Source organism: Kitasatospora sp. NPDC032757 (genome assembly GCF_055579305.1).
Window position 1 is genome coordinate 18297 of sequence record NZ_JBVINN010000002.1, and the last position, 23918, is coordinate 42214.

Genomic DNA, 23918 nt, shown 5'->3' on the forward strand with positions numbered 1-23918 from the left:
CAGCCTTAACACAACGTCATTCCCGAGTTCATGATTGGTGGGCGAAGGACCGTTGTGACGCGGGATGTCCTCTTCTGACGTGCGATGACGTGTTATCGGGGCAGATGGACGGTGGCCGGAAGGGCAGGCCGGGGCGTCCGGGGGGATTGTGTGAGAACTGTGTGCCGATGGCCCCGGCTGTGAGCAACTGGCCCCGGGCCGATTCCGGTCGGTCCTCGAGCAACCCGGCCGGCCCCGGCCGAGCCCCGCCGCGCCCCCGGTGGAGCGCCGCCACCGGGGGCGGCGTGCGCCGCGTGGCCGTGGCCCGGACCGCCCCTGCGCGGCTCCGGCGGGCCCGCCCGCTCGGCCGGACGATCCCTCAGGGCGGGGCGGAGCCCGGTCGTCCGAGGAGTTGATCGATGGTCACGGCGAGGTGGCGGTCGAGGAGCGGTGCGAGGCGTTCCGGGCCACCTGCCCTACGCCGAGGTGGACGCCGAGGTGGACGCCGCACGGCGCACCGGGGAGAGGGCGGCTCGGTAGCGTCCGCCCTCCCCGGGTGCCCTTTCCGGTCGCGGCCGCATGCCACGACCGGAAGGGCGCCTCGACCGCCGGAAGGTCAGCCCCAGTTGCCCACCAGCGGGACGTCCCCCCAGTTGCCGAACTTCACGCCGTAGACGACGAGGTTGCTGTTTCCGGCGGCCCCGTAGAAGCTCCCGTTGCCGGGCCGGTAGACGCCGACGGTGTCCGTGCCGGTGCCGTCCCAGTCGCCCTTGACCGGGATGTCGCCGGGGTTGCCGAACCTGATCGCGGGACGCACGTTCTCCGTCTCGTTGGAGTCGTTGAGGTAGAAGTTCTGCGTCGCGGGGTCGTAGACCGCGACGGTGGTGGTGCCGTTGCCGTCCCAGTCGCCGACCAGCGGCTTCCAGTCCGGGTTGCCCAGCTTGATCCGGTACCTGGTGTTGACGTTGTCGTCGGTCAGGTAGAAGGTCTGGTCGCTCGGGCGGTAGACGCCGATGGTCGTCCGCCCCTGGCCGCTCCAGTCGCCCGCCAGCGGGACGTCGCCGGTGTTGCCGTACTGCACGGTGACACCGGGCGTCGCGTTGTCGTCCGACAGCACGAAGGTCCGGGTGTCCCGGTGGTAGACGCCGATGGTGTCGACGCCCGGTCCGCTCCAGTGCCCGGTCAGCGGGACGTCGTCGGGCCGGTGGTCGCCGCCGAGGACGGACGAGCCGAGGAAGACGCCGTTGTGGGCGGCCTCGGCGAAGGTCCCCTCCGACGGCCGGTAGATGCCGGCCGAGGCGGCCGGCCGGGTGGGCGCCGCGTTGACGACCGCGTTGCCGGTCGCCCGTTCGGCGGCGACGGTCAGAGGCATGGTGCTCGGCTGGTCCGGGCCGAGCCAGCGGAAGTTCTGCAGGTAGACGATGCGCGGGTCCTGCGCGGCGAGGGCGGGGTACTCGGTGGCGGACGACGCCACCGTCGCGTCGGACGGGCAGTCGTCGCCCAGGCCGGAGAGGGACTCCGGGAAGAGCATCAGGTGCTGGTCCGGTGAGGAGAGGATGCCCTTCAGCCCGGCCAGGTCGCTCTGGAGGACGCTCCGGCCGACGCAGTAGTGGTCGAACCCGGCGATGTCGACATTCGAGGGGACGGGATTCTCGGGCTTGATGTGCTGGGCGTCGTAGCTGAGAATCAGCAGTTTGCCCGGGAAGGCGGCCCTGAGCAGGTTGGCCTGCGCCTCGACCTCGGCAGCGCTCAGGCCGCGGTAGTAGGCCTCGTCGGTGAGGTCGACGGCGGCGATCTTGTCCATGTTCGAGCCGATGCGCGTCACGAGGTCGGCGATGTTCTTCGCGGCGTCCGGGTTCGGGTCGAACCTGTCGGGGTCGTCCGTGCGGTGGCTGACCACCTCGTTGTTGACGTCGATGGTGCAGGACGCCGGAAGGCACTGGTCCAGGAAGTCGACCCGGGGGTCGTTGCCGCGCTGGTAGCCGTTGAAGTTGGTCCACGGCGCCACCTCGGGCGCGTGGTTGGTGCTGAAGTTGGGGTCGTCCGGGTCGCGGATGTCGTAGTACCCGTAGTAGCCGAGCCCGCCCAGCATCGAGATCCGCAGGTCGTCCACGGTCGTGACCCGGCCGGCCGCCGAGTGGTGCGCGCCCAGGGTCACGTACCCGTCGCGCGGCAGCTCGGCGGCGGTCCGGCCGGAGAACACCGTCGCGCCGTTCACCGTCACCGTCGCCTGCTGCGTCGAGCCGCTCGCCACGGCGACCGACACCGCGTAGGAGCCGGTGGCCGGGCTCACGGCCGGCAGGGCGGTCGCCGTGCCGCCCTGGTAGAGCGTCAGCCCGCCGGCGGCCTCCACCCTCAGGCCGAGCGCCACGTCCTCGGCGTCCACCGCGCCGGTACCGCCGGACGCGTTGCTGACGGCCAGCGAGGCCCAGTCCGCGCCGGTCGTGCCGCCCGCCGCCGGGGTCAGCACCGCGTGCACCGTGTAGTTGCCGTCGAGGTCGCCGGTGGCGGGCTTGTCGAGGCGTACCGCGGCGGTGCCCTTCGGGAACGACAGCACGTTCGGGTGCGCGGGGCTGTTCACCTGCACGGAGCCCGCCGGCGGAGCGACGGCCGTCCCCTTCACGCCGGAGACGGCGGTGTAGTTGCCGGAGATCAGGCTCGGCTGGCGGGCGCTGAGGTCCTGGTTGAGACCGAAGTCCGCGGTCGCGTTGGGCGCGCCGTCGAAGGTGTCGACGAGCGGCCGGGCACTGGCGGTGGCGCTGGTGTCGACCTTGCTCACGCTCAGGCCGTGGCCCGCGCCGTCACCGAAGGTGGTCACCTGGTCCCCGGCGGAGAGGTAGGCGCCGAGGTAGAGGTAGGCGCTGCCCGGCCACCGGGTGACCCCGGCGGGCGCGGCGACGGTGAACGGTGTGCCGTTGACGGTCAGGGTGACCGCCCGGTCCGCGCCGGTCGAGATGGTGAGCGAGACGGCGTACTGGGCCGCGGGCGCGACCGATCCGGACCAGAACGGCGTCTCGCCGCCTCCGCCGTGGAAGAGGCTCAGCCGGCCGTCCGATCTGACGGTCAGCCCGAGGTCCACGTCGCTGCCGGTGACGTAGCCGGTGCCGCGGTGGCTGCGGCTGAGCACGACCGAGCCCCAGTCCGCGCTGCCGGTGTCGCCGACGACCGGGTCGACCACCGTCGAGACCGTGTAGTGGCCGGTTGCGTCCGCAAGGGCGGGGGCACCGAGCATCACGGCCGAGAGGCCGCGGGTGAAGACCATTCGGTTGGGGTGGTCCGGGTGGCTGACCTGGACGTGGTCCGGGGTCGGCGGGGTCACGGTGTCCCACCGGCCGGAAACCCGAGTGTACGAGATCGGCCGCTGCGCCAGGGGGATCGACTGCCGGGCGTCGAGGTGTTCGTTCAGCCCGTACAGCGGGTCGGTGTCGAGAGCCGGATCCTGCAGGAAGGTGTCCCTGAAGCTGCGTGAGGCGTTCAGGTCGGCCGGTGTCACCGGCGTCGCGTCGACGGCGGCGGCCGTGGTGGGTGCGAGGCCCGCCGGCAGCAGGGCCAGCGCGAGTGCCGAGGCCCCGGCCAGCAGTCCCCGGCCCAGACGTTGAGCGTGTATCACCGAGTCGTCTCCCGGTCGTCGGATCGGCGGCGCGGGGTGAGCGCGGCCGGGGGAGCGGACAAGGCAGCATCGACCGGCGCAGTGGCCTCCCCCCGGAGCGGGATCCTAGAGGGTGGACACGAACGGCCGCGCCGGGATTTCGGCGCGGTCGTTCGGCGGCCCCCGGGGGGCTCGGGGCCGGGCGAGGCGCGCCGGAGGAGCGTGCCGATCGTGCCCTGGCCGGCAGTCATCGGGAGCGGTCGAAGGGGCGCGGGTGCCACCCTTGCGGTCGGCGGGCCGGAGCGTCGATGACCGCCGAGGTCAGGGACGTTTTGCGTCCGGCCCGTCGGCAGGGCCGGATTTCGTCTTCTGATCACCCGCTGATAAGTTCTTCCATGTCGGCGGGACAAGATCGCGGAAGTGATCGGAAGCCCGGCCGGTCAGGCGTCGGTGGTGCAGCGGTAGCACGCCCACTTTCAGTGGGAGGGGTTCGTTCGATTCGGGCCCGGCGCTCCAACTCGCAGGGGCGGAAGTCGTTTTCGACTTCCGCCCCTGTCTGTTTTCCGGGCCGGTGGCTCTGGCTGTGGCTCTGGCTTTGGCGGGCGGTGGCCGACCGGCCCGGGCCGGCTGTCAGATCCCGAACGCCGCTGCCCAGCGGGCCACACCGGACGGCAGGGGGTCACCCTCGTTCAGGCTGAGGGCCATCCACGCCTCGTCGGGCGCGTCGATGGTGAGCTCCACGCCGTGGGCGGAGGCACGGACGAAGCCGAACCGCGGGTAGTAGGTCGGGTGCCCGAGGAGGATGACGAAGCGCTCGCCCATGGCGCGGGCGGCATCGAGCGCGGCGATGACGGCGGCCGAACCGGCGCCGGAACGCTGGTGCTCCGGGTGCACGGAGACCGGGCCCATGGCGAGGGCCGGGACGTCACCGATGAACGCCCGGGTCAGGACGACGTGGCCGACGGGGGTGCCGGCGGGGTCGGTGGCGACGACGGACAGGCCGTCGATCCAGCCCTCGTCGACGCGAAGGGCGGCGAGGACGTCGGCCTCCATCGGACGGCCGAAGGCGGCGAGGGTGAGGGCGTGGACGGTGGGGATGTCCGCGCTGGTCTCGGTGCGGGTGAGCCAGGAGGACGAAGCGGAAGAAGACATGGTGAAACCCTTGGGTGAAGGGCCCCGGGACCACGCGAAAGTACGGTCAGACCAGGGCCCGGGAGATGAGAACGGTCGTCCGGGCGCTGCGCGGCACAGGCGCAGCGGTCATCACCGCGGCCACAATCTCACCTTCCCCGTCTCTCTCGGCATCCTGGTCGAACACGGACGGCACGACCGTAGCAGGGCGGGAGAGAGAACTCTCCTGATTTTCCGAGGCCCCTCGGCAGCCCGCTCGCGGCTTCCTGCTGCCGGCCGTCTCCCTATCCCTGCCCTCCCTACCCCTACCCCTCCCGCTCGCCCCGCTCCGCAGCGGCGAGCAGCACCTCGGCGGCCTCGGTGCGGGTGTAGAGGACGTACCGGCCGGTCCGGTGGGCATCGACCAGGCCGGCGGTGCGCAGGGCGGTCAGATGCTGGGAGATCCCGCCCGCCGTGATGCCGGTGCGCCCGGCGAGGTCGGTGGTGGAGGCGGGGAGGTCGAGCTCGGCCAGCAGGTGCGCCCTTGTCCGGCCGATCACCGCAGCGAGGGGTCGGGCCACCGCCGTGCGCCGTTCCCACAGGGTGGCGATACCGCGCGGCGGGTACCGCAGGGTGGGCTGCCAGGCGGGGGCGGTCACGGAGAAGACGCGCGGCCAGGCGAACACCGACGGCACGAGCAGCAGGCCGTGCCCGCCGAGTCGTCGGGAGCCGCCCGGGAAACGGTGCCGGATGCGCAGCGTGTCGCTGTCCCAGGCGACGGCCGGGTCGAGGTCGTTGAGCAGCCGGTCGGCGCCGCCCTCGGCCAGCAGCCTGGCCCGGTGGAGGATGTCGCCCTCCAGCAGCGACCGCATCCGCGGCCAGTACGGAGCGAGCGCGATCTCCCAGTATTCCTCGACGAGTTCGGCGAGCTCCGCCAGGCCGCGATGGGGGTCTTCGAGCAGCGCATCGATGCGGGCGGAGCGCGGCGCCCGCTTCCCGCCGAGACCGGAGCGGACCCGCTCGGCCGGGGTCGCCCGGAGTACGGCCAGCTCGACCTTCAGGTCGGACAGCGGAGTTGCGGGCGGGGGCGCGACGAAGATCGGGATCGCCCGGGGCGGGTCCGGGACGAGATCGGCGAGCAGGCTCCGGTCCAGCCCGGCGGCGGCCAGCCGCGGGCGGACCCGGTCGCTCCAGGGCCGGTACAGACGGTGCTCGTCCGGGTTCCTGAGGATCCGGACACTGGCGACGACCTCCCACAGCGGGGACAGGGCGAACCTGGTCCGCGCCAGATCGCGGGCGGTGAACTCCAACTCCAGCACTGCGCATCCCCGTCACTCGCTCCGGCCACCTCGCCTTTCAGTACAGCCTAAATCCATGGCCCGGGTCCGAGGGCGGCGCCAGGCTCACTCCATGACCACGACTCACCTCGGCACCGGCCGCCCGCCCGCGGCCCGGCCCGCGACCGGCCGCGCGCTCCTCCACGACCCCGACTTCCGCCTGCTCCTCGGCGCGACGGGGGTGAGCAAACTCGGCAGTGCGCTCGGGCAGCTCGCTCTCCCGCTGGTCGCCGTGGTGGCACTGGACAGCTCCGCCGGGCAGGTCGGCCTGCTGGCGACGATGAGCACGCTGGCGTTCGTGCTGATCGGCCTGCCCGCCGGGGCCTGGGTCGACCGGCTGCGCAGGCGGCCCGTCATGGTGGCCGCCGATCTCGTCCGGGCGGTGCTCCTCGCCTCGGTTCCGGTCGCCTGGGCGTTCGGCGCGCTCACCCTCGGACAGCTCTGCCTCGTGGCCCTGCTCACGGGCGCGGCCACGGTCTTCTTCGACGTCGCCGCATTGAGCCACCTGCCGGACCTGGTCGGCCGGGACCGTCTCGCCCGGGCCAACTCGTATCTCGTGACGGTCGACGCCGCGACCCAGGTCGGGGGCCGGGGTGTCGGCGGCTTCCTGGTGGCACTGGTCTCCGCGCCCCTCGCGCTCGCCGTCGACGCCGTCAGCTACCTCTGGTCGGCGGCCTGCTTGCTGCGGCTGCGCCGACCGGAGCCGGAGCCGGCGTCGGAGCCCGTGGGCGCGGATCGCCGGCGGCTGGCCGGGGAGGTCCGGGAGGGCCTGCGCTTCGTCTTCGGGCACCCTTCGCTGCGGGCCGTCGCCCTGGCGGGTGGCTGCACCAACCTGTCCATCCAGCTCTGCCAGACCGTGCTCCCCGTCCTGTTCGTCCGTGAACTCCGGCTCCCCGACGCCGCGATCGGCCTGTTCTTCGCCGCCGGCGGGACAGGCGTCTTCCTCGGCTCGCTGGCGGCCCGCCCGCTGGCCCGCCGCCTCGGCGCCGGGCGGGTGCTCTGGTCGATGGGCCTGGCGGTCGCACCGCTCGGCATCACGGTGGCGCTGGTCGACCGCGGCCCGGCGCTCTGGCTCGCCGGCGGCGGCTGGCTGGTCACCACCTTCAAGGTCGGCATCGACAACGTCCTCAAGGTCAGTTATCGCCAGAGCGTCACCCCCGACCGACTGCTCGGCCGGATGAACGCCACCATGCGCTTCGTCCTCACCGGCTCCATGGCCGCCGGGGCGGCACTGGCCGGGCTGCTCGGCGAACTGCTCTCCACCCGGGCCGCCCTCTGGGCGGGCGCCGTGGGCCTCGCCCTCGTCTGGGTGCCGGTCTGCTTCTCGCCCCTGCGCAGGCTGCGCGAGCTGCCGGGCCTCTGAGCCACCGATGTCCGTACCCGCGGCCCGCGCGCTGCCCTGCGCAGGAAGTCGGACCGGCCGACTTCTGCGCAGGGCGGGTGCCGTGGTCCCCACCCGGCGGTGTGCGTAGGCTGCCGGCATGCCCGGTCTGCTGCCCTCCGTTCCCCGCTCACCCGGACCGATCGTGCCCGTGGCGCCCTCGGTGGGGACACCGGTGGGCCTGCTGGAGTTCCACGCGGCCGTCGACGGGCAACAGGTGGCGGGGCGGCCGCAGCGCGTGGAGCGGCTGCCGGGCGGTGCGCTGGTGTACCACTGGGAGCTTGCTTCGGCCGAACTGGAGCTTCTGCTCTGCCCGTTCGAGGCCGACCCGACCGAGTTCACACTCCCGGTCGACGCCTGCTGGGGCGCGGTCTGGCGCATCGACGCCCGGGCGGCGCTCGACCGCGTCCGGCTGTCCGCGGTCTTCCGCGACGTGCCCGCCGGTGTCGAGAGCGGTTACGAGGGCGGGCAGGCCGTGGCCGCCCTCGGCCTGGAGAGGGCCGGCACCGTCCTCACCCTCGGCGGCTCCGACGAGGAGGACATCTGTGCCCGCGCGGAGGCCGGGGACTCCCTGCCCCGCCGCTGGGCCGCCCACCTCGACGACGTCCACCGCCGCTCGCCCCGCCTCACCTGGGGCGTCGAGTCCGTGGACGGTCACCGCGGCCTGTCCTGGACCCTCCCGCCCTTCGAACCGGGTGACCACGCCGTCCTGCACGCGGCCACGAGCTGGCGCACCCCGCAGCCCGACGACCCCGAGGACGACATGTCCACCTGGTGGGCCGCCCTGGTCGACGTGGACCACGTCCTGGCCGCCGCGTCTGCCCGGTAGCCGCCCCGGGCCTGTCCGTGAACGCGGGCCGTTACCCGAACCGCCCCACGAACCGCCGCTGCCACGGCGTCTCCACCGCGTGCCGGTCGTAGTGCTCCCGTACGTACGCCACCGCCTCGCCGGCCGGCACCCCGTCCAGGACGGCCAGGCAGGCGAGCGCCGTGCCGGTCCGGCCGCGGCCTCCGGCGCAGGCCAGCTCGACCCGCTCAGCGGCGGACCGCTCCCAGGCCTCGCGCAGCGCCTCGGCGGCCTCGGCGCGGTCGGCGGGCAGCCGGAAGTCCGGCCAGCGGAGCCACCTGGTCTCCCAGGGGAAGGCCGCGGGCCGACGGCCCAACAGGTAGAAGCCGACGTCGGGTCGGGGGCCCGGCGGCACCGGCCGGAGCAGGCCGCGCCCCCGCACCAGCCGACCGGACGGCAGGTGCAGCACGCCGGGGGTGGTCGGTTCCCAGAGCTCGGAGGCGGCGGAGGCGGTCATGGGCCGAGCCTACGCCGCGGATGCCGACGGAGCCCGGCCGGTCGGTCCGGGGGTGGTTTCACGGCGTGCGCACGTCGTGAAACCACCCCTGCGGGTGTCTAGGAAGCCGCGTACAGCGCCGTCGAGGCGGGCATGCCGGCGCGGTGGGCCAGGGCGGCGGCCTCGCCGCGTGAGGCGACGCCCAACTTGGCCAGGATGTTGGCCACATGGAACTTCACCGTGGACTCGCTGATGTGCAGGGTCAGGGCGATCTCCCGGTTGCGGCGGCCCTGGGCGAGCTGGTCGAGGACCTCCAACTCCCGCGGCTGGAGCCCCTCCAGAGGGTCCGTGGCGGCGGGCGCGGCGGACACGTTCAGCGGCAGGTCCACGGTGACGGTGGTGCCCCAGCCGGGGACGGCGTCGACGGTCAGGTGGCCGGCCAGGGCCGCGATCCGGTCGGTGGTGCGGTGGACGGCGAGCGCGTCGGAGGCCAGCAGGCCGGGGCCGTCGTCGCGGACCACGGCCCGGACGGTGTCCGCCACGAACTGCCAACTCACGTGCAGGCGCGTCAGGTTGTCCTGCTCCAGCATGGTGAGCACGGTGGAGCGGACGGCGGCCCGGGCGGTGTGCGCGGTGTCGGCGGGGACGGAACGGTCACCCGCCGCCGGGGGCAGCAGGTCCAGCCGGACGGGGCTGTGCCGCAGCAGGGGGCGCAGCTCGTCGGCGAGCCGGGCGAACGCGGTGGCGGCGGGCTCCTCGCTCAGCTCTCGGTCGAGGTCGGCGCCCGCGCGCAGGCCGAGCAGGGCGTCGACGGCGAGTTCGGTGGCGCTGCGGCGGGCGGTGGCGTCGTCCAGGGCGGCGGAGCGCAGCGGGGCGAGGATCGCGGTGAGGGCGGAGGCGTGGGCGCCGCTCAGTTCGGCGATCGCCCGGGCCCGGGCGCCGGCCGAGGCGCGGGAGGCGGCCGCGTGCACGGGGGCGGCGTCGGTGGCGCGGTGGTGGGAGTGGGTGGTGACCAGCTCCCACAGCTGCTGGAGGACGGCGAGCGGCTGCGCGGGCAGCGGGCCGGCGCTCTCCCGGACCAGCACCAGCAGGGCGCCGTTGCTGCCGGCCGGCGCCGAGGCGACCGCCACGGCCGACCGGAGCCGGCCCGCGAGCACCGCCTCGCCCTGCCACGGGTGGCCGGGCTCCACCGCCTCCGCGAGCCGGGCCAGCTCCAGGCTGGTGATCCCCCCGGCCAGGTCGGCGGCGCCGAAGGCGTTGGTGGGGGAGTACGTGCAGACGCCGCTGAGCTGGGCGATCGCGGTGTGCGCGACGAGGTCGGCGAGGATCTCGGAGAGCCGCGGCAGGATGGCCGGCCGGGGGGTGCGCAGCACCTCGACGGCCCGCGCCAGCGCGTCCTCGGGCCGCTCCCACGGCCGGGCCCCGGACGGCTCCCCGCTGTCGTGCACGTGTTCCACCATGCCGTCCAGCCTAGTTGGGCCGGCCGGCCGGCCGCCTGGCCGTTCGGACAGGTCGAACCGGCCGAACGGCGGGCCGGTGATCGGCCGCCGGCCCGCCAGGCTGGACCCGTCACCACGACGAACCTCCCGAGACACCAGGAACGGTGGGATTTCCATGACCAAGGCCATCGGCTTCTCCGAGTACGGCGGCGCGGACGTGCTGCGCCCGATCGAGATCGACCTGCCCGCCCCCGGCCCGGGCCAGGTGCGGATCGCCGTCCGCACCGCGGGCGTCAACCCGCTCGACCACAAGCTGCGCAACGGCGCGCTGACCCAGCTCTTCCCGCTGACGCTCCCGCACGTCACCGGCTCCGAGGTGGCGGGCGTCGTGGAGGCGGTCGGCGAGGGCGTGACCGCATGGCAGGCCGGTGACGAGGTGTTCGGCCTGATCCTCGGCGGCGGGTACGCCGAACACGCGCTGGGGGAGGCCGGCAAGCTGGTCCGCAAGCCGGCCACGCTGAGCTGGGAGGAGGCCGCGGCGATCCCGGTGGCGGCCGAGACGGCCTGGCGCTCGCTGGACCTGCTGGGCGTCAAGAGCGGCCAGACGCTGCTGGTGCACGGCGCGGCCGGCGGCGTCGGCACGGTGCTGCTGCAGTTCGCCCGCTCGCGCGGGATCCGGGTGATCGGCACCGCGAGCGAGGCCAACCACGCGCACCTGCGCGAGCTGGGCGCGATACCGGTGGCGTACGGGGACGGGCTGGCCGAGCGGGTGCGGGCCGTCGCCCCGGAGGGCGTGGACAAGGTGCTGGACGCGGCCGGGCAGGGCGGCGTCCTGCCGTTCTCGATCGAGCTGGTGGGCGGCGCCGAGCACGTGCTGACCATCGCCGACTGGGAGGGTGCGGCCACGTACGGGGTGCGGTTCAGCGGGGGCACGGAGGCGGTCGAGTACCACGGCCCGGCGCTGGCCGGCGCCGTCGCGCTGCACGAGGCGGGCACCCTGCGGCTGCCGCTGCACCGGGTGTTCCCGCTGGCGGAGGCGGCGCAGGCGCAGCAGGAGAGCGAGCGCGGGCACCTGCGGGGCAAGATCGTCCTCGCGGTCGGCTGAGGCTGCGGTCGAGGCTGCGGCGCACCACCCCGGGGGGGCGACCGGGCGGGCGCCCCCATCAGCCGATCGGTTGATGCGGGCGCGCGGGGCCGAGCGGATCGGCGGATGCCGCCCGGCCCCGCCGGCCGCGACGCTGGACCCATGAAACCTCCCGGCAGTCCAGCAACGCCCGCACCGGGCCACGTCATCGAGGTGACCGGCCTTCAGAAGTCCTACGCGGGCCGCACCGTGGTCGACGGTGTCTCCTTCTCCGTCGCCGAGGGCGAGATCTTCGGCATCCTCGGCCCCAACGGCGCCGGCAAGACCACCCTGGTGGAGTGCGTCGCCGGGCTGCGCGCCCCCGACGGCGGTGCCGTGCGGGTCGCCGGGCTCGACCCGCGTGCGGACCGCGCCGCCACCACCCGCGTCCTCGGCGTCCAGCTCCAGTCGAGCGAACTCCAGCCCAGGCTGACCGTGCGCGAGGCGCTGGAGCTGTACGCCGCCTGCTATCCGGACCCCGCCGACTGGCGGCAGCTGGCGGAGCGCCTGAGCCTCACCGACCGGCTGTCGGCCCGGTTCACGGACCTCAGCGGCGGGCAGCAGCAGCGGCTGTTCATCGCGCTGGCGCTGATCGGCCGGCCGCGCGTCGTCGTCCTCGACGAGCTGACCACCGGGCTCGACCCGCGCGCCCGCCGCGCCACCTGGGACCTCATCGAGTCGGTCCGGGCGGGCGGGGTCACCGTCCTCCTGGTCACCCACTTCATGGAGGAGGCGCAGCGGCTCTGCGACCGGATCGCCGTCCTGGACCGGGGCCGGGTCGTCGCGCTCGACACCCCGGGCGGCCTGGCCGGCCGGGCCGCCGGGGCGACCGTCATCTCGTTCACGCCCTCCGCGCCGCTGGCCGGGCCCGATCTCGCCGCGCTGCCGGGGCTCGTCTCCGTCGCCACCAAGGACGGCCGCCTCACCCTGGCCGGCACCGACGAGACCGTCGCTGCCGTCCTCACCCTGCTCGCCCGGAACCGCATCACCGCCCACCAACTGCGCGTCACCGACGCCACCCTGGACGACGCGTTCCTCGACCTCACCGGAGCCTCGTCATGACCGCCGCAGCCATCGGGACCGGTACCCGCGGACGGCGCGGCCCGGGCGCCGCCGTCCTGCGGGCCGAGGCCCGCCTCTTCCTGCGCGAGCCGGCCGGCGTCTTCTGGATCCTGGCCTTCCCCACCCTGCTGCTGGTGATCCTCGGCTCGATCCCGGCCTTCCGCACCCCCGACGCATCGCTCGGCGGCATCCGCTTCGTCGACGCGTACGCGCCGGTGTCGGTGCTGATCGCGATGCTCACCGCCGGGCTCCAGGCCATGGCGCCGGTCGTCACCGGCTACCGGGAACGCGGCATCCTGCGCCGGATGTCGACCACCCCGGTGCGTGCCGGCGCGCTGCTCCGGGCGCAGGCGGTCCTGCACGGCGCGGCCGCGCTGCTCTCCGCCGTCCTGTCGTTGGCGGTAGGCCGGATCGCCTTCGACGTGCCGCTGCCGCGCGGGCCGCTCGGCTACCTGCTCGCCCTGGTACCGGCGACCCTGGCCGCGCTGGCGCTGGGCGCGCTGGTGTCGGCGCTCTCCCGCACCTCGAAGATCGCCTCCGGGATCGGTTCGGCGGTCTACTTCCCGATGATGTTCTGCGCGGGCGTCTGGCTGCCGGTCCAGGCGATGCCGGACGTGCTCGCCCGGATCGTCGGCCTCACGCCGTTCGGCGCCGCCGCCCAGGCGCTCGGCCGGGCGTCGGCGGGCGGCTGGCCGGGCTGGGACCACCTGGGCGTGCTCGCGCTGTGGACGGTGGCGCTCTCGGCGGCCGCCGCCCGCTGGTTCCGCTGGGAATAGCCTCGTGCAGACTGGGCCGGTGATCATCGCGGGCGGGGCAGCGGGCGGGGCGGTGGGTGCGGTGGCAAGGGAGACCGGCGTGGCCGGCGACGGCCCGGCGAGGACGGGTGCGGAGAGCGCCGCGGCGGCGTTCACGGCCGTGGAGCGGCGATGGGTGGCCTTCCACCGCTGGGGCCCGTTCGTCCTGCTCGGCGCCGGCCTCGTCGTCTCGCTGGTGACGTCCCGGGTGCTCGGCATGGACCGCTGGCGGTGGGCGGTCGCCGGGGCGCTGGCCGCCGCGGCGTTCGCGCTGCAGGGCTGGTGGGCGGTGGTGGCGCGGGACCGCCCCGGTCCGTCGGCCCGGAGCGCCGGCTACTACGCGGTCCGCTGGGCGCTCGCCTTCGGGCTCGCCTGGCAGAACCCGTTCTTCTCGACCTACGCGGCCGCCGGCTACTTCGACGCGGAACGGCTGCTGCCGCAGCGGCTGCGCTGGGCCGGCCTGGTCGCCACCGCGGTGGTCCTGGCCGGCGCCCAGTCCGGCGGGCTCCCGCCGCACGGGACGGTGGGCCGGATCGCCTTCGCCGGAGTGTTCACCGTCCACCTGGCACTGCTGGTCGTGGTCAGCCGGATCGCCTCGCAGGAGGCCGAGCGGGCCCGGATCCAGGCCGACACGATCGAGGAGCTGGCCCGCGCCAACGCCGCGCTCGAACAGGCGCTGGCGGAGAACGCCGCCCTGCACGCCCAACTGCTGGTCCAGGCCCGGGAGGCCGGGGTCGCCGACGAGCGCACCCGGATGGCCGCCGAGATCCACGACACGATCGCGCAGGGCCTGGCCGGGATCGTCACGCAGCTCCAGGCCGGCGCCACCACCCCCGACCCGGCGGCGGCCCGCGAGCACCTGGACCGCGCCGCCGACCTCGCCCGGCTCAGCCTCGGCGAGGCCCGGCGTTCCGTCCGTAACCTCTCGCCGGCGGCGCTGGAGCACGACACGCTGCCCGGGGCGCTGCGCAAGACGGTCGCCGACTGGCGCGAACGGACCGGCATACGGGCCGAGTTCACCGTCACCGGCACGGTGGAGGCGCTGCACGGCGAGATCGCCGCCACGCTGCTGCGGATCGCCCAGGAGGCGCTCGCCAACGCCGCCCGGCACGCCCGGGCGACCCGCCTCGGCCTCACCCTGTCCTTCATCGACGACGAGGTCGTCCTGGACGTCCGGGACGACGGCCGGGGCTTCGACCCGCTCGCCCTGCCGGCCGCCTCCGCGCGCGCCGGTACCGGCGGCTTCGGCCTGGCCGGCATGCGGGCCCGGGCCGAACGCATCGCCGGCTCGGTCACCGTCGAGTCCGAACCCGGCTTCGGGACGGCGATCTCGGCTCGCGTACCGTTGGTGCGCCATGAGCGCTGACGTGATCACCCTGCTCCTCGTCGACGACCACCCCGTTGTCCGCGACGGCCTGCGCGGCATGTTCGCCGCCGACCCCGGGTTCCGGGTGCTGGGCGAGGCATCGAGCGGCCCCGAGGCCGTGGCCTGCGTCGCCGCCCTCGACCCCGACGTCGTCCTGATGGACCTGCGGATGGCGGGCGGCGGCGGGGTCGAGGCGATCACCGAGCTCACCCGCCTGGGCGCACGGGCCCGCGTCCTCGTCCTCACCACGTACGACACGGACGCCGACACCCTGCCCGCCATCGAGGCGGGCGCCACCGGCTACCTGCTGAAGGACGCGCCGCGCGACGAACTGTTCACCGCGGTGCGGGCCGCGGCCGAGGGGCGCACCGTGCTCTCCCCGGCGGTCGCCTCCCGGCTGGTCGCCGCGGTGCGCACCCCGGCGGCCCGCGGCGAGGCCGTCCGCGGCGAGACGGTCCGCGGCCGGGAGCAGACCGGGGCGGACACCCCGCTGTCGACGCGCGAGCGCGAGGTGCTGGCCCTGGTGGCCAAGGGCACCTCGAACCGGGAGATCGCCCGGGTGCTCTTCGTCAGCGAGGCCACGGTGAAGACCCATCTCACCCACATCTACGCCAAGCTGGGCGCGGCCGACCGGGCGGCGGCGGTGGCCCAGGCGTACGAGCGGCGCATCCTGGGTTAGCTCCTGTCCGGCCGATCCCGCCGTGGGTGCGATCGATCGACCGGACGCGGCCGTTGAGTGGTGCCCTCGCCGCCGGGCGCGCCCCGCGGACGCCGGGGCGGCCGGCCGCGAACGCCGGAGCCCTTGGCTGCCCGGCATTCTGACGCAGCGTCGGTAGAGTCCGGTGCCATGACCGATGTGAGCGACTTCTCGTACGGGGGCCGGCTGACCGGCAAGGTGTGCGTGGTGACGGGCGCGGCCAGCGGCATCGGCCGCGCGGTGGCCGAACGCTTCGCCCGGGAGGGCGCGTCGGTCGTCGCGACCGACGTGGACGCGGACGGCCTGCGACGGCTGGCGGGGCAACTCCCGGAGGCCGTCAGCACGGTGGTCGGCGACGTCTCCCGGGACGACGACGCCCGCCGGATGGTCGCCGCAGCCGTCGACCGGCACGGCCGTCTGGACGTCCTGGTGGCCAACGCGGGCGTGATCCCGCTGATGGAGATCACCGAGGCGAGCGCCGAGGACTGGGACCAGGTGATGGCCGTCGACGGCCGCGGCATGTTCCTCACCTGCAAGTACGCGGTGGAGGCGATGGCGGCGCCCCGTGGGCGGGGTGGCGCGATCGTCTGCGTCTCGTCCATCTCCGGCGAGGCCGGCCAGCGCGGCCAGGCCGTCTACGGGCCCGCCAAGTTCGTCGCGTCCGGCCTGACCAAGCACCTCGCCGTCGAGTGGGCCGACCGGGGCATCCGGGTCAACGCGGTGGCCCCCGGAACCATCACCACCGAGCGCGTCCGCCGTCTCCAGGACGAGCCTGGCGGCCCCGAGTACCTCGCCGCGATCGAGAAGCTCCACCCGATGGGCCGGCTCGGCGCCCCGGCCGAGGTGGCCGCCGCCGTGCTCTTCCTGGCCTCCGACGACGCCTCCTTCGTCACCGGCGTGGTCCTCCCGGTGGACGGCGGTTACCTGGCGCAGTAGGCCGTCAGCCGCCCGGTACACCGGGCAGGGCCGCGCCGCCGCCCGGGCCGCGCCCGGCCGCGAGGGCCCGTTCCGCGGTGTCGAGGACGGCGCGGGCGGCGGCCCGGTCGCGGACGCGGAGCACGACGAGCGGGCTCGCGGCGGGCACGGCGCCCTCGGCGAGCAGGTCGGCGGCCCGGCCGGGTGTGCGGTTCCGGCTCGGTGATCACCGGGCTCCGGCCGGACGCTCTCTCAACTCGGCGGGCTCCCCGGAGAAGGCGACCTCGCCCCGGTGCAGCACGTGGACGACGGCCGCCCCGGCCAGGCCGTGGGGGAGCGACCGCGCGGTCAGTACCACCGCCCGGCCCTCGGCCCCGGCGGTGGCGAGCAGGTGCGCGTGCAGCCGGGCCGCGACCGCGGGCGCGAGGCCCCGGTCCGGCTCGTCCAGCAGGAGCAGGCGCGGTCGCGTGGCCAACGCCCGGGCCACGGCGACCAGTTGCTGCTGACCGCCGGAGAGTGCCGCGGCCCGGCGGGGTAGCAGGGCGGACAGCTCGGGGAAGAGCGCGAGTGCCTCCCCGGCGGAGGAACCGCCCAGCTCCAGGTGCTCGGCCACCGTGAGCGAGGCGAACACCGCCCGCTCGGCCGGCACCAGCGCCAGCCCCAGCCGCACCCGCCGGTGCACGCCCAGCGCCGTGACGTCCCGGCCCTGCCAGGTCACCCGCCCGGCGGCCAGCGGGACCAGGCCGGCCAGGGCGTGCAGCGCAGTGGTCCGCCCGGAGCCGTTGCGGCCGAGCAGGACGGTGACCGCGCCGGCGGGGAAGGCGAGGTCCACACCGTGCAGGGCCTCCAACGGGCCGTAGCGGACCCGGGCGGCGTGCAGGGCGGCCTCGACGGTCACAGCCGCCCCGTCCCCGCGGCGGCGCCGCCCCAGGCCCGGGCCACCCGCGGGTCGTCCAGGACGTCGGCCACCGGGCCGCGCGCCACCACCCGGCCGCCCGCCATCACGTAGACGCGGTCGGCGAGTTCACGGACCAGGTCGGGATCGTGCTCGACCAGCAGCAGCGCCGTGCCCCGGTCGGCCAGACCGCGCAGGACGGAGACCAGCCGGGCGGTCTGCGCGGTGTCCAGACCGGCGGCCGGCTCGTCCAGCAGCAGGACGTGCGGACCGCCCGCCAGTGCGCGGGCCAGCTCCACCAGGCGCAGCACCCCGGTGGGCTGGTCGCCGGCCGGCTGCGCCGCGACGCCCTGCAGGCCGAACAGGGCGAGGGCCCGGGCGGTCGCGGCATCCACCGCGCCGGCGTCCGGGCGGCGGCCGCGTCGCTGCTCGGCGCCGATCCGGACGTTGTCCGCCACCGTGAGGGTCGGGAAGACGGCGATCTGCTGGAACGTCCTGGCCAGCCCGAGCCGGACCCGGGCGTGCGCGGGCACCCGGGTGACGTCCCGGCCGCCGAGGACCACCCGCCCGGCGTCCGGGCGGACCGTCCCGGCCAGGCAGTCGAACAGGGTGCTCTTCCCGGCGCCGTTCGGCCCGATCAGCGCGGTGACCCGCCCCGCCGGCGCGGTCAGGTCCACCCCGGCGACGGCCTCGATCCCGCCGTAGCGGCGCACCACGCCCCGCGCGGTCAGCCGGACCGGGCCGGTGCCCGCCCGGTGGACGTCGGTGCTCTGCCGGCTCACGGCGGCACCTCCGCGGAGCCTGCGGCCCGCCGGGCGGCGATCAGGGCACGGGCCCGGAGCCCCGCCGCGGTGAGGCGGACCGGTGGGAGCGCCGGGGGCGGCGGCACCGGGCGGCGGCGCGGCAGCCGGTCGGCCAGGCCCGCGAGGCCGCCGGGCAGCCGGCCGATCGCCGCCGCCAGCACACCGACAGCGACCGCCGACACCCCGGTCACCGTGCCCGCGTCCAGGCCGATCAGCAGCGCGGCGGCCAGCACCGCCCCGAGGGCGCTGTCCGCGCCGGCCACCACCACGGCGGCGAACCAGAGCAGCCCGAGCACCGGGTCGAACGACGCCGGGTCGAAGGCCCGCCCGGCGAGCCCCATCAGCCCGCCGCCGAGCGCGGCCAGCGCCGCCCCCACGACGAACGCGAACAGCTTCAGCCCGGGCACGTTCACGCCCGCGGCCACCGCACCCGCCTCGTGGTCGCGCATCGCCGTCAGCGCCCGGCCCGGCCGCCCGCGGTGCAGCCCGTGCACCACCAGCAGGCCGAGCGCGAGCAGCAGCAGCTCGGCCAGGTAGAAGGCCCGGTCGCCGGTCAGGAAGGCGGGCCGGTCCAGGGTCAGCCCGGTGGTCGCGTACGGCTGCTGGAAGACGAAGCGGCTCATCGCCGTCCCGACCGCGAAGGTGACCAGGGCCAGGGCCGGGCCCCGCCGCCGGATCGCGGGCCACCCGGTGAGCAGCCCGAGCGGAGCCGTCGCCAGCACGGCGAACAGCAGCGCGGGCACGGCGGGCAGCGGCGGCAGGCCCGGGATCCGCCCCGACATCAGCAGCGCCGTCCCGAGCGCGCCCAGCCCCGCGTACCCGGCCTGGCCGAGCGAGATCTGCCCGCCGTACCCGGTCACCACCACGACGGAGAGCAGCACCAGGGCCAGCGCGGGCACGAGCAGGGCGCTGCGCAGGTCGCCGTCGCGGAAGCCGAGCGGCAGCAGGAGGAGAACCAGGCAGACCGCCCCGGCCGCCCGCCCGCCGCCGGTCGCTCCCCGTCGGCCCGTCCACCGGGCGGTCGGCGGCACGCCGGTCAACGGGGTGCGGTCGCCGCGCTCGCCGGCGATCGCGGGGCCGGCCAGCAGTGCGGTGGCGAGCAGCGCCACGACGAACAGGTTGGCCTGCACCGCCTGCACCAGCGGCAGCAGCCGGCCGGACGGCTGCAGTCTGGTCAGCTCGGACTGGGCGATCCCGAGGCCGAGGCCGGTCGCCACCGCCACCGGGATGCTGCGCAGCCGGGCCGCGACGGCGACCGCCAGGGTCTCCATCACCAGCAGCGGCAGCCCGTACGGGTCGAGCAGCAGGTAGGGCGCCAGGGCGACGCCGACCAGGCCCGCGGTGAACGAGCCGAACGCCCAGCCCGCCGCCGAGACCCGGTCGGCGTCCACCCCGGCCAGCCGGGCGAGCCGCCGGTCGTCCACGACGGCGCGCACCTGGAGGCCGAACCGGGTGAACCGGGTGACCGCGGCCACCGTCACGGCGAGCACCAGGATGGCGGCGAGCTGCGCCACGGCGTCCGGGCGCAGGGTGTGCCCGCCGGGCAGCCCGATCGGGGTGCCGCCGAACGGGGACGGCGCGCCGCTCACCGGGGCCGTGCCCCAGACCAGTACCACCACGCCGATCAGCAGGACGAACACGCCGAGCCCGGCCACCATGGTCTCGGCCGTTCCGGCCCCGCGCCGCTGCAACGGCCGGTACACCAGGACGTCCAGCAGCACCCCCAGCGCGGGTGCGACCAGCAGCAGGCAGCACGCGACGGCCGGCCAGACCGGCCAGTGCCGCACCACGACCAGGTCGCGCACCAGGTAGGCGACGAGCATGGCCTGGGCGCCCTGGGCGAGGTTGAGCACGCCGGTGGCGCGGTGGCAGACGACCAGGCCGATGCCGCTGAGCGCGGCGGCGCTGCCCACGGTGAGGCCGGCGAGCGCGAGGTCGACGGTGAGGGCGAGGGAGTCGAGGGCGGGGACGTCCGGCACGGGACCGCCTCAGCCGGCCGGCGGGGCGGCGTCGCCCGGACGGGTGGGGCCGGCCCGCCCGCCGGGCGCATCGGGTCCGCCGGGGGCACCGGGTCCGCCGGGGGCATCGGGCTCACCGGGCTCGTCGGGTATGTCGGGCTCACCGGGCACGTCGGGCGTATCGGGCACGCCGGGCGCATCCGGTTCGCAGAGTCGGCACGGGGTGAGCCCGCGCGCCCGGACGGCGGCGGCGTCCACCGGCTCGGCGTGGGACTTGCCGGCCACCAGCGGGCAGTCCGGCCGGTGGTAGAGCGTGCCCGCGGTGACGGCCACCGCGGCGGCGCCGCTCCCGACGGTGCCGACGGCGCCCGCGGCTTCGCCCGGCGCGGCCCGGCTGCGCGCGGTGTCCTCGGGCGCGGTGTCGCCCGCCTCGGTCTCGTCCGGCGCGGTGCCGTCGGGCTCGACCAGCAGGTCGTACAGCCGCGCGACCCGTCGGCCGGTCAGGTCGGCGGCGTGGTCGTCGGACCCCGGGGAGCGGCCGGCCGAGCGCAGGGCGACCAGGACGATGCCCGCCACGATCAGCGCCGCGCCCGGGATGGTGGACGAGGCCAGGTAGGGGATCTGCTGCTCGGCGAAGCGCTCGCCGGAGACGCCGTACCAGCCGAGCACGCAGAGGGCGGCCCCGGCGGCCGCGATGATCCAGCCGGTCCACTCGCGCGCGTCCCGGACCGTCCGCACCGCCCGCGCCGCGGGGTGCCGCGGCCCGGCGCCGTGGCGGGCGACCGGCCCCGTCCCGGCGGTGCGGGTGCTTTCGCCCCCGGATTGCGATTCGTCCATGGATCCGCCTTCATGGTGTCACCTGCGACATTTCCAGGATCGGCCTGGAACAGCATCCGGACACCGGCAGAGCGGGCCGCGCGGCGCATCCGGGTCGCGCGGCTCGCGCGGCCGGGGCAGACGGGCAGACGGTGCCCGCGCGGCGATCGCCGCAGTCGAGAGGAACACCATGCACGTGAGGCAGAGCGGCACCCGCGACACCCGCGGCACGAGTCGGGGCGGCGGCCCCGTCCTGCGGTCGGCGAGCGTGCTGCTCGCGCTGCTGCTGGCGGGCACGGTGGCCGCGTGCAGCAGCAGCACGTCCGGCTCCACGGCCTCGGGCTCGGCGTCCGCGTCGGTGTCCGCGTTGGAGTCGGCGCTGGCGTCGGCCTCGGCGTCGCTCAGTGCGAGCGCGAGTGCGAGTGCCAGCGCGAGCGCCGGTGCCACCGCGCCCGCGGACCAGGCGACCGCAAAGAACCAGGTCACCGCCAACTGGGAGAAGTTCTTCGACCCCAGCACCCCGATCCCGGAGAAGGCGAGCCTGCTCCAGAACGGTGACGCGCTGCTCCCCGTCCTCCAGGGCTTCTCCCAGGACCCGCGGGTCGGCCAGGTGAAGGCCAAGGTGACGGACGTGACGTTCACCTCGCCGACCGGCGCCACCGTCACCTACGAGCTCTCCCTCCAGGGCACCGTGGTCGAACCGAGCGCCACCGGCCAGGCCGTGCTGGAGAACGGCACCTGGAAGGTCTCCCGCTCCACCCTGTGCGGCCTGCTGACCCAGGCCGGCGGCGCGAGCGGCACGCCGATCCCCGGATGCAGCTGACGGGCTCGCCGTCCCGCCGGGCCGCCGACGGACCCACCCGCCGGCGGCCCGCGCGCCGCGCCCTGGCGTCGCTCCTCGTGCTGCCGCTCGTCCTGCTCGCCACCGCCTGCGGCACCCGGCTGCCGGAGAGCGCGTTCGGCCCCCGCCCCACCCCGGGCGGGGGCACGACGCCGGTCGGCAACCCGGCCTCCGACACCGGCGTCACCGCCGCCGAGATCAGGATCGGCATCGTCACCTCGCTGACCAGCCCGGTCGGCAGCGAGGTGTTCGCCGGCCCGCGCTACGGCGCGCAGGCCTTCGTCCAGGCCCTGAACGACCGCGGGGGCCTGCACGGGCGCACCGTCAGGCTGGTCACCTGCGACGACGGCGGCAGCGGCATCGGCAACCAGGACTGCGTGCACCGGCTGATCGACCAGGAACACGTCTTCGCCTTCGTCTCCGGCAGCGTGCTGGACTACGCCGGTGCCGGGTACGTGAGCGGCAAGGGCGTGCCGGACATCGGCGGTCAGCCGGTCGGCACGGCGTACGACCGCTGGCCGCACCTCTACGGCATCTACGGCAGCAGCGCGCCGCGCGACGGCCACGCCGTCGGCTGGAACGGGACGCTCTACCAGAGCACGGAGGTGTTCCGGTTCTTCAAGGAGCGGCTGGGCGCCGGGAGCGCCGCCGTGGTCGCCTACAACCAGGCCGACTCGGCCCGCTACGCCGCGCAGCTGAAGACCGGCCTGGAGGCGGAGGGCTACCGCGTCCTGGTGCAGACGGTCGACTTCGCGCTGCCGAACTTCCAGGCGGTGGCCGCCGCCGTCCGCGCCGACGGCTCGCAGCTCCTCTTCGACGCCATGGACACGCGCGGCAACGCGGCGCTCTGCCGGGCGCTGGACGACTCGGGGGTGAAGGTCGCGGCGAAGGTGACCAACGTCCAGAACTGGTCCGAGACCGTCCGTACCGACTACCGGTCGTCACCCGGTTGCCGTAACGCGCTCTGGGCGACCTCGTCCAGCCTCAACTACGAGGACGTGGGCTACCCGGCGGTGCAGGAGTTCCGCACCGCGATGGCCCGGTACTACCCCGACCGGGAGCCGCTGCTCTCGGCCTGGGAGCTGGAGGGGTGGGCGGGAGCGCAGTGGCTCACCGACGCGATGGACTCCTGCGGCGCGGACGTCACCCGGGCCTGCGTCGAGCGGTTCATGAACCGCTCCGAGCCGTACGACGCGCACGGGTTGATCCTGCCCGCCTCCTTCGTGCCGCAGCCGCCGCCGTCCGGGCCGACCCGGGCCTGCCTGAACGCGGCCCGCTGGCAGGACGCGGCGCAGGGCGGGAAGGGCGGCTGGGTCACCCAGGTGGCGTCGATGACCACCGACTGCTTCGAGGTGCCGCAGCTGCCGTACCGGCCGTGACGCGCCCGTGGGACGGGTCGGCTCTCAGGTGAGCCGCTCCGCCAGGACGATCGCCGCGTCGTCGTCCAGCCGGCCGCCGACGTGGTGGAGCAGGTCGCGGCGCAGGTGGTTCAGCAGGGCGGCCGGGCGGTCGGCGCGCCAGGCGGTGACACGCTCGGTGAGCGGGTAGAACCGGCGTGCGGCGTCGCGGGCCTCGATCACGCCGTCGGTGTAGATCAGCAGGCGGTCGCCGGGGAGGAAGGGGAACACCTCCACCTCGTACCTGGTCGGGGCCAGCTCGCCGAGCCCGAGCGGGGGAGCGGGGTGGCGGGCGCTGAGGGCGGTGATGCCGTCGGCGTGCAGCAGCAGCGGGGGCGGGTGGCCGCAGTCGATCAGGCGCAGCACGGAGCCGTCGTCCGGGATGTCCAGGATGACGGCGGTGATGAACGACTCGCCGGCGTCGTCCGCGGCCGGGCCGTCCCGGGCCGGGTCGGGGACGGCGCCCGCCACCGCCCGGCGCAGGCGGTTCTGCTCGCCGAGCTGGGCGAGGTCCCAGCAGACGCTGCCGTCCAGGTAGGTGGCGAGGTCGGGGAGCTCGGCGTGGAGGTGGGCGGCGGCCCGGAACGCGCCCAGCAGCAGGGCCGCGTCGCCGAGCGAGGAGAGGCCCTTGCCGCGGACGTCGCCGACCAGCAGCCGGGTGCCGGTGGCGGTGCGGGCCGCCGCGTAGAGGTCCCCGCCGACCTGTGCCTCGGCCTCGGCGGCCAGGTAGACGGAGGCGAGGTGGAGCGGCCCGATCCGGTCGGGCAGCGGGCGCAGCAGGACCCGCTGGGCCGCCTCGGAGACCGAGCGGACCTGGGCCAGCTCCCGTTCGTGCCGGTCGCGCAGCACCCGTAGGCCGATGATCAGCGCCGAGACGGCGATCTGCGCGCCGAGCTGGGTCTCGTGGTTGGCGGTGTCGATGCCGTCGCGCAGGAGGCCGATGACGGTCAGTGCGGCGAGGGCGATCAGGGCGACGGCGGTGGTGGCCCGGGCCCCCGCGAAGGAGGCGGTGATCGCGGGGGCGACGATCAGCAGCGGGCCCAGGTGGATCTCGGGCGGGGCGACGATGTCGACCACGGTGATCGCCACGATCAGCGCGAGCGACAGCACCGTCAGAGCGCGGCGGCCGGGCC

21 protein-coding genes and 1 tRNA gene are annotated in these 23918 nt (G+C 75.5%); 11 read left to right on the plus strand and 11 right to left on the minus strand.

Going from position 1 to position 23918, the window contains the following annotated elements; translation table 11 throughout:
• Positions 1–595: 595 nt before the first annotated feature.
• Positions 596–3589, minus strand: a complete 2994-nt coding sequence (locus ACZ5WK_RS03200) for a hypothetical protein (RefSeq protein WP_465544406.1) — start codon at positions 3587–3589, stop codon at positions 596–598.
• 423 nt (positions 3590–4012) lie between these two features.
• Here ACZ5WK_RS03200 and ACZ5WK_RS03205 point away from each other — a divergent pair.
• Positions 4013–4084, plus strand: a tRNA-Glu gene (locus tag ACZ5WK_RS03205).
• 114 nt (positions 4085–4198) lie between these two features.
• Here the strand turns inward: ACZ5WK_RS03205 and ACZ5WK_RS03210 are convergent.
• Together ACZ5WK_RS03210 and ACZ5WK_RS03215 are read right to left on the minus strand one after the other, a co-directional pair.
• Positions 4199–4720, minus strand: a complete 522-nt coding sequence (locus ACZ5WK_RS03210) for a GNAT family N-acetyltransferase (protein ID WP_465544408.1) — start codon at positions 4718–4720, stop codon at positions 4199–4201.
• Between the two features lie 284 nt (positions 4721–5004).
• Positions 5005–5997: an ArsR/SmtB family transcription factor gene (locus tag ACZ5WK_RS03215; protein ID WP_465544410.1), complete on the minus strand. Its 993-nt coding sequence runs from the start codon at positions 5995–5997 to the stop codon at positions 5005–5007.
• A gap of 91 nt (positions 5998–6088) precedes the next feature.
• Here ACZ5WK_RS03215 and ACZ5WK_RS03220 point away from each other — a divergent pair, with 91 nt between their 5' ends.
• Positions 6089–7378 (plus strand): MFS transporter, encoded by a 1290-nt coding sequence (locus ACZ5WK_RS03220; RefSeq protein WP_465544412.1) that lies wholly within the window; start codon positions 6089–6091, stop codon positions 7376–7378.
• A gap of 118 nt (positions 7379–7496) precedes the next feature.
• The gene (locus ACZ5WK_RS03225; RefSeq protein ID WP_465544414.1) at positions 7497–8225 is read left to right on the plus strand and encodes a hypothetical protein; all 729 of its coding nucleotides are present in this window, start codon (positions 7497–7499) and stop codon (positions 8223–8225) included.
• Positions 8226–8256: 31 nt separating this feature from the next.
• Here ACZ5WK_RS03225 and ACZ5WK_RS03230 read toward each other — a convergent pair whose 3' ends face one another.
• The gene (locus tag ACZ5WK_RS03230) at positions 8257–8700 is read right to left on the minus strand and encodes a protein-tyrosine phosphatase family protein (protein ID WP_465544416.1); all 444 of its coding nucleotides are present in this window, start codon (positions 8698–8700) and stop codon (positions 8257–8259) included.
• Positions 8701–8798: 98 nt separating this feature from the next.
• Positions 8799–10139, minus strand: coding sequence for a helix-turn-helix transcriptional regulator (locus tag ACZ5WK_RS03235; RefSeq protein ID WP_465544417.1), 1341 nt, complete (start codon positions 10137–10139; stop codon positions 8799–8801).
• 154 nt (positions 10140–10293) lie between these two features.
• Between ACZ5WK_RS03235 and ACZ5WK_RS03240 the strand changes: the two genes are divergently transcribed.
• From ACZ5WK_RS03240 to ACZ5WK_RS03265, 6 genes are all read left to right on the plus strand, one after another.
• The gene (locus ACZ5WK_RS03240; RefSeq protein WP_465544419.1) at positions 10294–11223 is read left to right on the plus strand and encodes an NADP-dependent oxidoreductase; all 930 of its coding nucleotides are present in this window, start codon (positions 10294–10296) and stop codon (positions 11221–11223) included.
• A 141-nt stretch (positions 11224–11364) separates the two neighbouring features.
• Positions 11365–12303, plus strand: coding sequence for an ABC transporter ATP-binding protein (locus ACZ5WK_RS03245; protein WP_465544421.1), 939 nt, complete (start codon positions 11365–11367; stop codon positions 12301–12303).
• On the plus strand, positions 12300–13079 hold the full coding sequence (locus ACZ5WK_RS03250) for an ABC transporter permease (protein WP_465544423.1): 780 nt from the start codon (positions 12300–12302) through the stop codon (positions 13077–13079). Before ACZ5WK_RS03245 ends, ACZ5WK_RS03250 begins: the two co-directional genes overlap by 4 nt.
• A 79-nt stretch (positions 13080–13158) precedes the next feature.
• On the plus strand, positions 13159–14463 hold the full coding sequence (locus ACZ5WK_RS03255; RefSeq protein WP_465545207.1) for a sensor histidine kinase: 1305 nt from the start codon (positions 13159–13161) through the stop codon (positions 14461–14463).
• Complete coding sequence (locus tag ACZ5WK_RS03260) at positions 14453–15142, plus strand: response regulator (RefSeq protein WP_465544425.1); 690 nt, start codon at positions 14453–14455, stop codon at positions 15140–15142. The genes ACZ5WK_RS03255 and ACZ5WK_RS03260 overlap by 11 nt, the downstream gene beginning before the upstream one ends.
• A gap of 168 nt (positions 15143–15310) precedes the next feature.
• Positions 15311–16096, plus strand: a complete 786-nt coding sequence (locus ACZ5WK_RS03265; RefSeq protein ID WP_465544428.1) for an SDR family NAD(P)-dependent oxidoreductase — start codon at positions 15311–15313, stop codon at positions 16094–16096.
• A 4-nt stretch (positions 16097–16100) separates the two neighbouring features.
• On the opposite strand, the gene ACZ5WK_RS03270 is transcribed toward ACZ5WK_RS03265, so the two are convergent.
• From ACZ5WK_RS03270 to ACZ5WK_RS03290, 5 genes are read right to left on the minus strand one after another with little or no spacing between them, the layout of a single operon-like run.
• Entirely contained in the window at positions 16101–16244 is a 144-nt protein-coding gene (locus ACZ5WK_RS03270) for a hypothetical protein (protein WP_465544430.1), read from the minus strand.
• A 57-nt stretch (positions 16245–16301) separates the two neighbouring features.
• A complete protein-coding gene (locus ACZ5WK_RS03275) occupies positions 16302–16973 on the minus strand; it encodes an ABC transporter ATP-binding protein (RefSeq protein WP_465544432.1) in 672 nt (223 codons plus the stop codon).
• On the minus strand, positions 16970–17752 hold the full coding sequence (locus ACZ5WK_RS03280; protein ID WP_465544434.1) for an ABC transporter ATP-binding protein: 783 nt from the start codon (positions 17750–17752) through the stop codon (positions 16970–16972). Before ACZ5WK_RS03280 ends, ACZ5WK_RS03275 begins: the two co-directional genes overlap by 4 nt.
• A complete protein-coding gene (locus ACZ5WK_RS03285) occupies positions 17749–19752 on the minus strand; it encodes a branched-chain amino acid ABC transporter permease (protein ID WP_465544436.1) in 2004 nt (667 codons plus the stop codon). Before ACZ5WK_RS03285 ends, ACZ5WK_RS03280 begins: the two co-directional genes overlap by 4 nt.
• A 9-nt stretch (positions 19753–19761) precedes the next feature.
• Entirely contained in the window at positions 19762–20568 is an 807-nt protein-coding gene (locus ACZ5WK_RS03290; RefSeq protein WP_465544438.1) for a hypothetical protein, read from the minus strand.
• A gap of 169 nt (positions 20569–20737) precedes the next feature.
• On the opposite strand from ACZ5WK_RS03290, the gene ACZ5WK_RS03295 reads away from it, so the two are divergent.
• Complete coding sequence (locus ACZ5WK_RS03295) at positions 20738–21370, plus strand: MTB12 C-terminal domain-containing protein (RefSeq protein ID WP_465544440.1); 633 nt, start codon at positions 20738–20740, stop codon at positions 21368–21370.
• Complete coding sequence (locus ACZ5WK_RS03300; protein ID WP_465544442.1) at positions 21361–22767, plus strand: ABC transporter substrate-binding protein; 1407 nt, start codon at positions 21361–21363, stop codon at positions 22765–22767. The genes ACZ5WK_RS03295 and ACZ5WK_RS03300 overlap by 10 nt, the downstream gene beginning before the upstream one ends.
• A gap of 24 nt (positions 22768–22791) precedes the next feature.
• Here the strand turns inward: ACZ5WK_RS03300 and ACZ5WK_RS03305 are convergent, their stop codons facing one another.
• Positions 22792–23895 carry a PP2C family protein-serine/threonine phosphatase gene (locus tag ACZ5WK_RS03305; RefSeq protein ID WP_465544444.1) on the minus strand — a complete coding sequence of 368 codons (1104 nt, stop codon included), beginning with the start codon at positions 23893–23895 and terminating at the stop codon, positions 22792–22794.
• Positions 23896–23918 lie beyond the last annotated feature (23 nt).

Coding starts and splice junctions, on each gene's coding strand:
- ACZ5WK_RS03210 (WP_465544408.1), bottom strand. CDS start 4,720: ATGTCTTCTTCCGCTTCGTCCTCCTGGCTCACCCGCACCGAGACCAGC.
- ACZ5WK_RS03220 (WP_465544412.1), top strand. CDS start 6,089: ATGACCACGACTCACCTCGGCACCGGCCGCCCGCCCGCGGCCCGGCCC.
- ACZ5WK_RS03225 (WP_465544414.1), top strand. CDS start 7,497: ATGCCCGGTCTGCTGCCCTCCGTTCCCCGCTCACCCGGACCGATCGTG.
- ACZ5WK_RS03230 (WP_465544416.1), bottom strand. CDS start 8,700: ATGACCGCCTCCGCCGCCTCCGAGCTCTGGGAACCGACCACCCCCGGC.
- ACZ5WK_RS03235 (WP_465544417.1), bottom strand. CDS start 10,139: ATGGTGGAACACGTGCACGACAGCGGGGAGCCGTCCGGGGCCCGGCCG.
- ACZ5WK_RS03240 (WP_465544419.1), top strand. CDS start 10,294: ATGACCAAGGCCATCGGCTTCTCCGAGTACGGCGGCGCGGACGTGCTG.
- ACZ5WK_RS03245 (WP_465544421.1), top strand. CDS start 11,365: ATGAAACCTCCCGGCAGTCCAGCAACGCCCGCACCGGGCCACGTCATC.
- ACZ5WK_RS03250 (WP_465544423.1), top strand. CDS start 12,300: ATGACCGCCGCAGCCATCGGGACCGGTACCCGCGGACGGCGCGGCCCG.
- ACZ5WK_RS03260 (WP_465544425.1), top strand. CDS start 14,453: ATGAGCGCTGACGTGATCACCCTGCTCCTCGTCGACGACCACCCCGTT.
- ACZ5WK_RS03265 (WP_465544428.1), top strand. CDS start 15,311: ATGACCGATGTGAGCGACTTCTCGTACGGGGGCCGGCTGACCGGCAAG.
- ACZ5WK_RS03290 (WP_465544438.1), bottom strand. CDS start 20,568: ATGGACGAATCGCAATCCGGGGGCGAAAGCACCCGCACCGCCGGGACG.
- ACZ5WK_RS03295 (WP_465544440.1), top strand. CDS start 20,738: ATGCACGTGAGGCAGAGCGGCACCCGCGACACCCGCGGCACGAGTCGG.
- ACZ5WK_RS03300 (WP_465544442.1), top strand. CDS start 21,361: ATGCAGCTGACGGGCTCGCCGTCCCGCCGGGCCGCCGACGGACCCACC.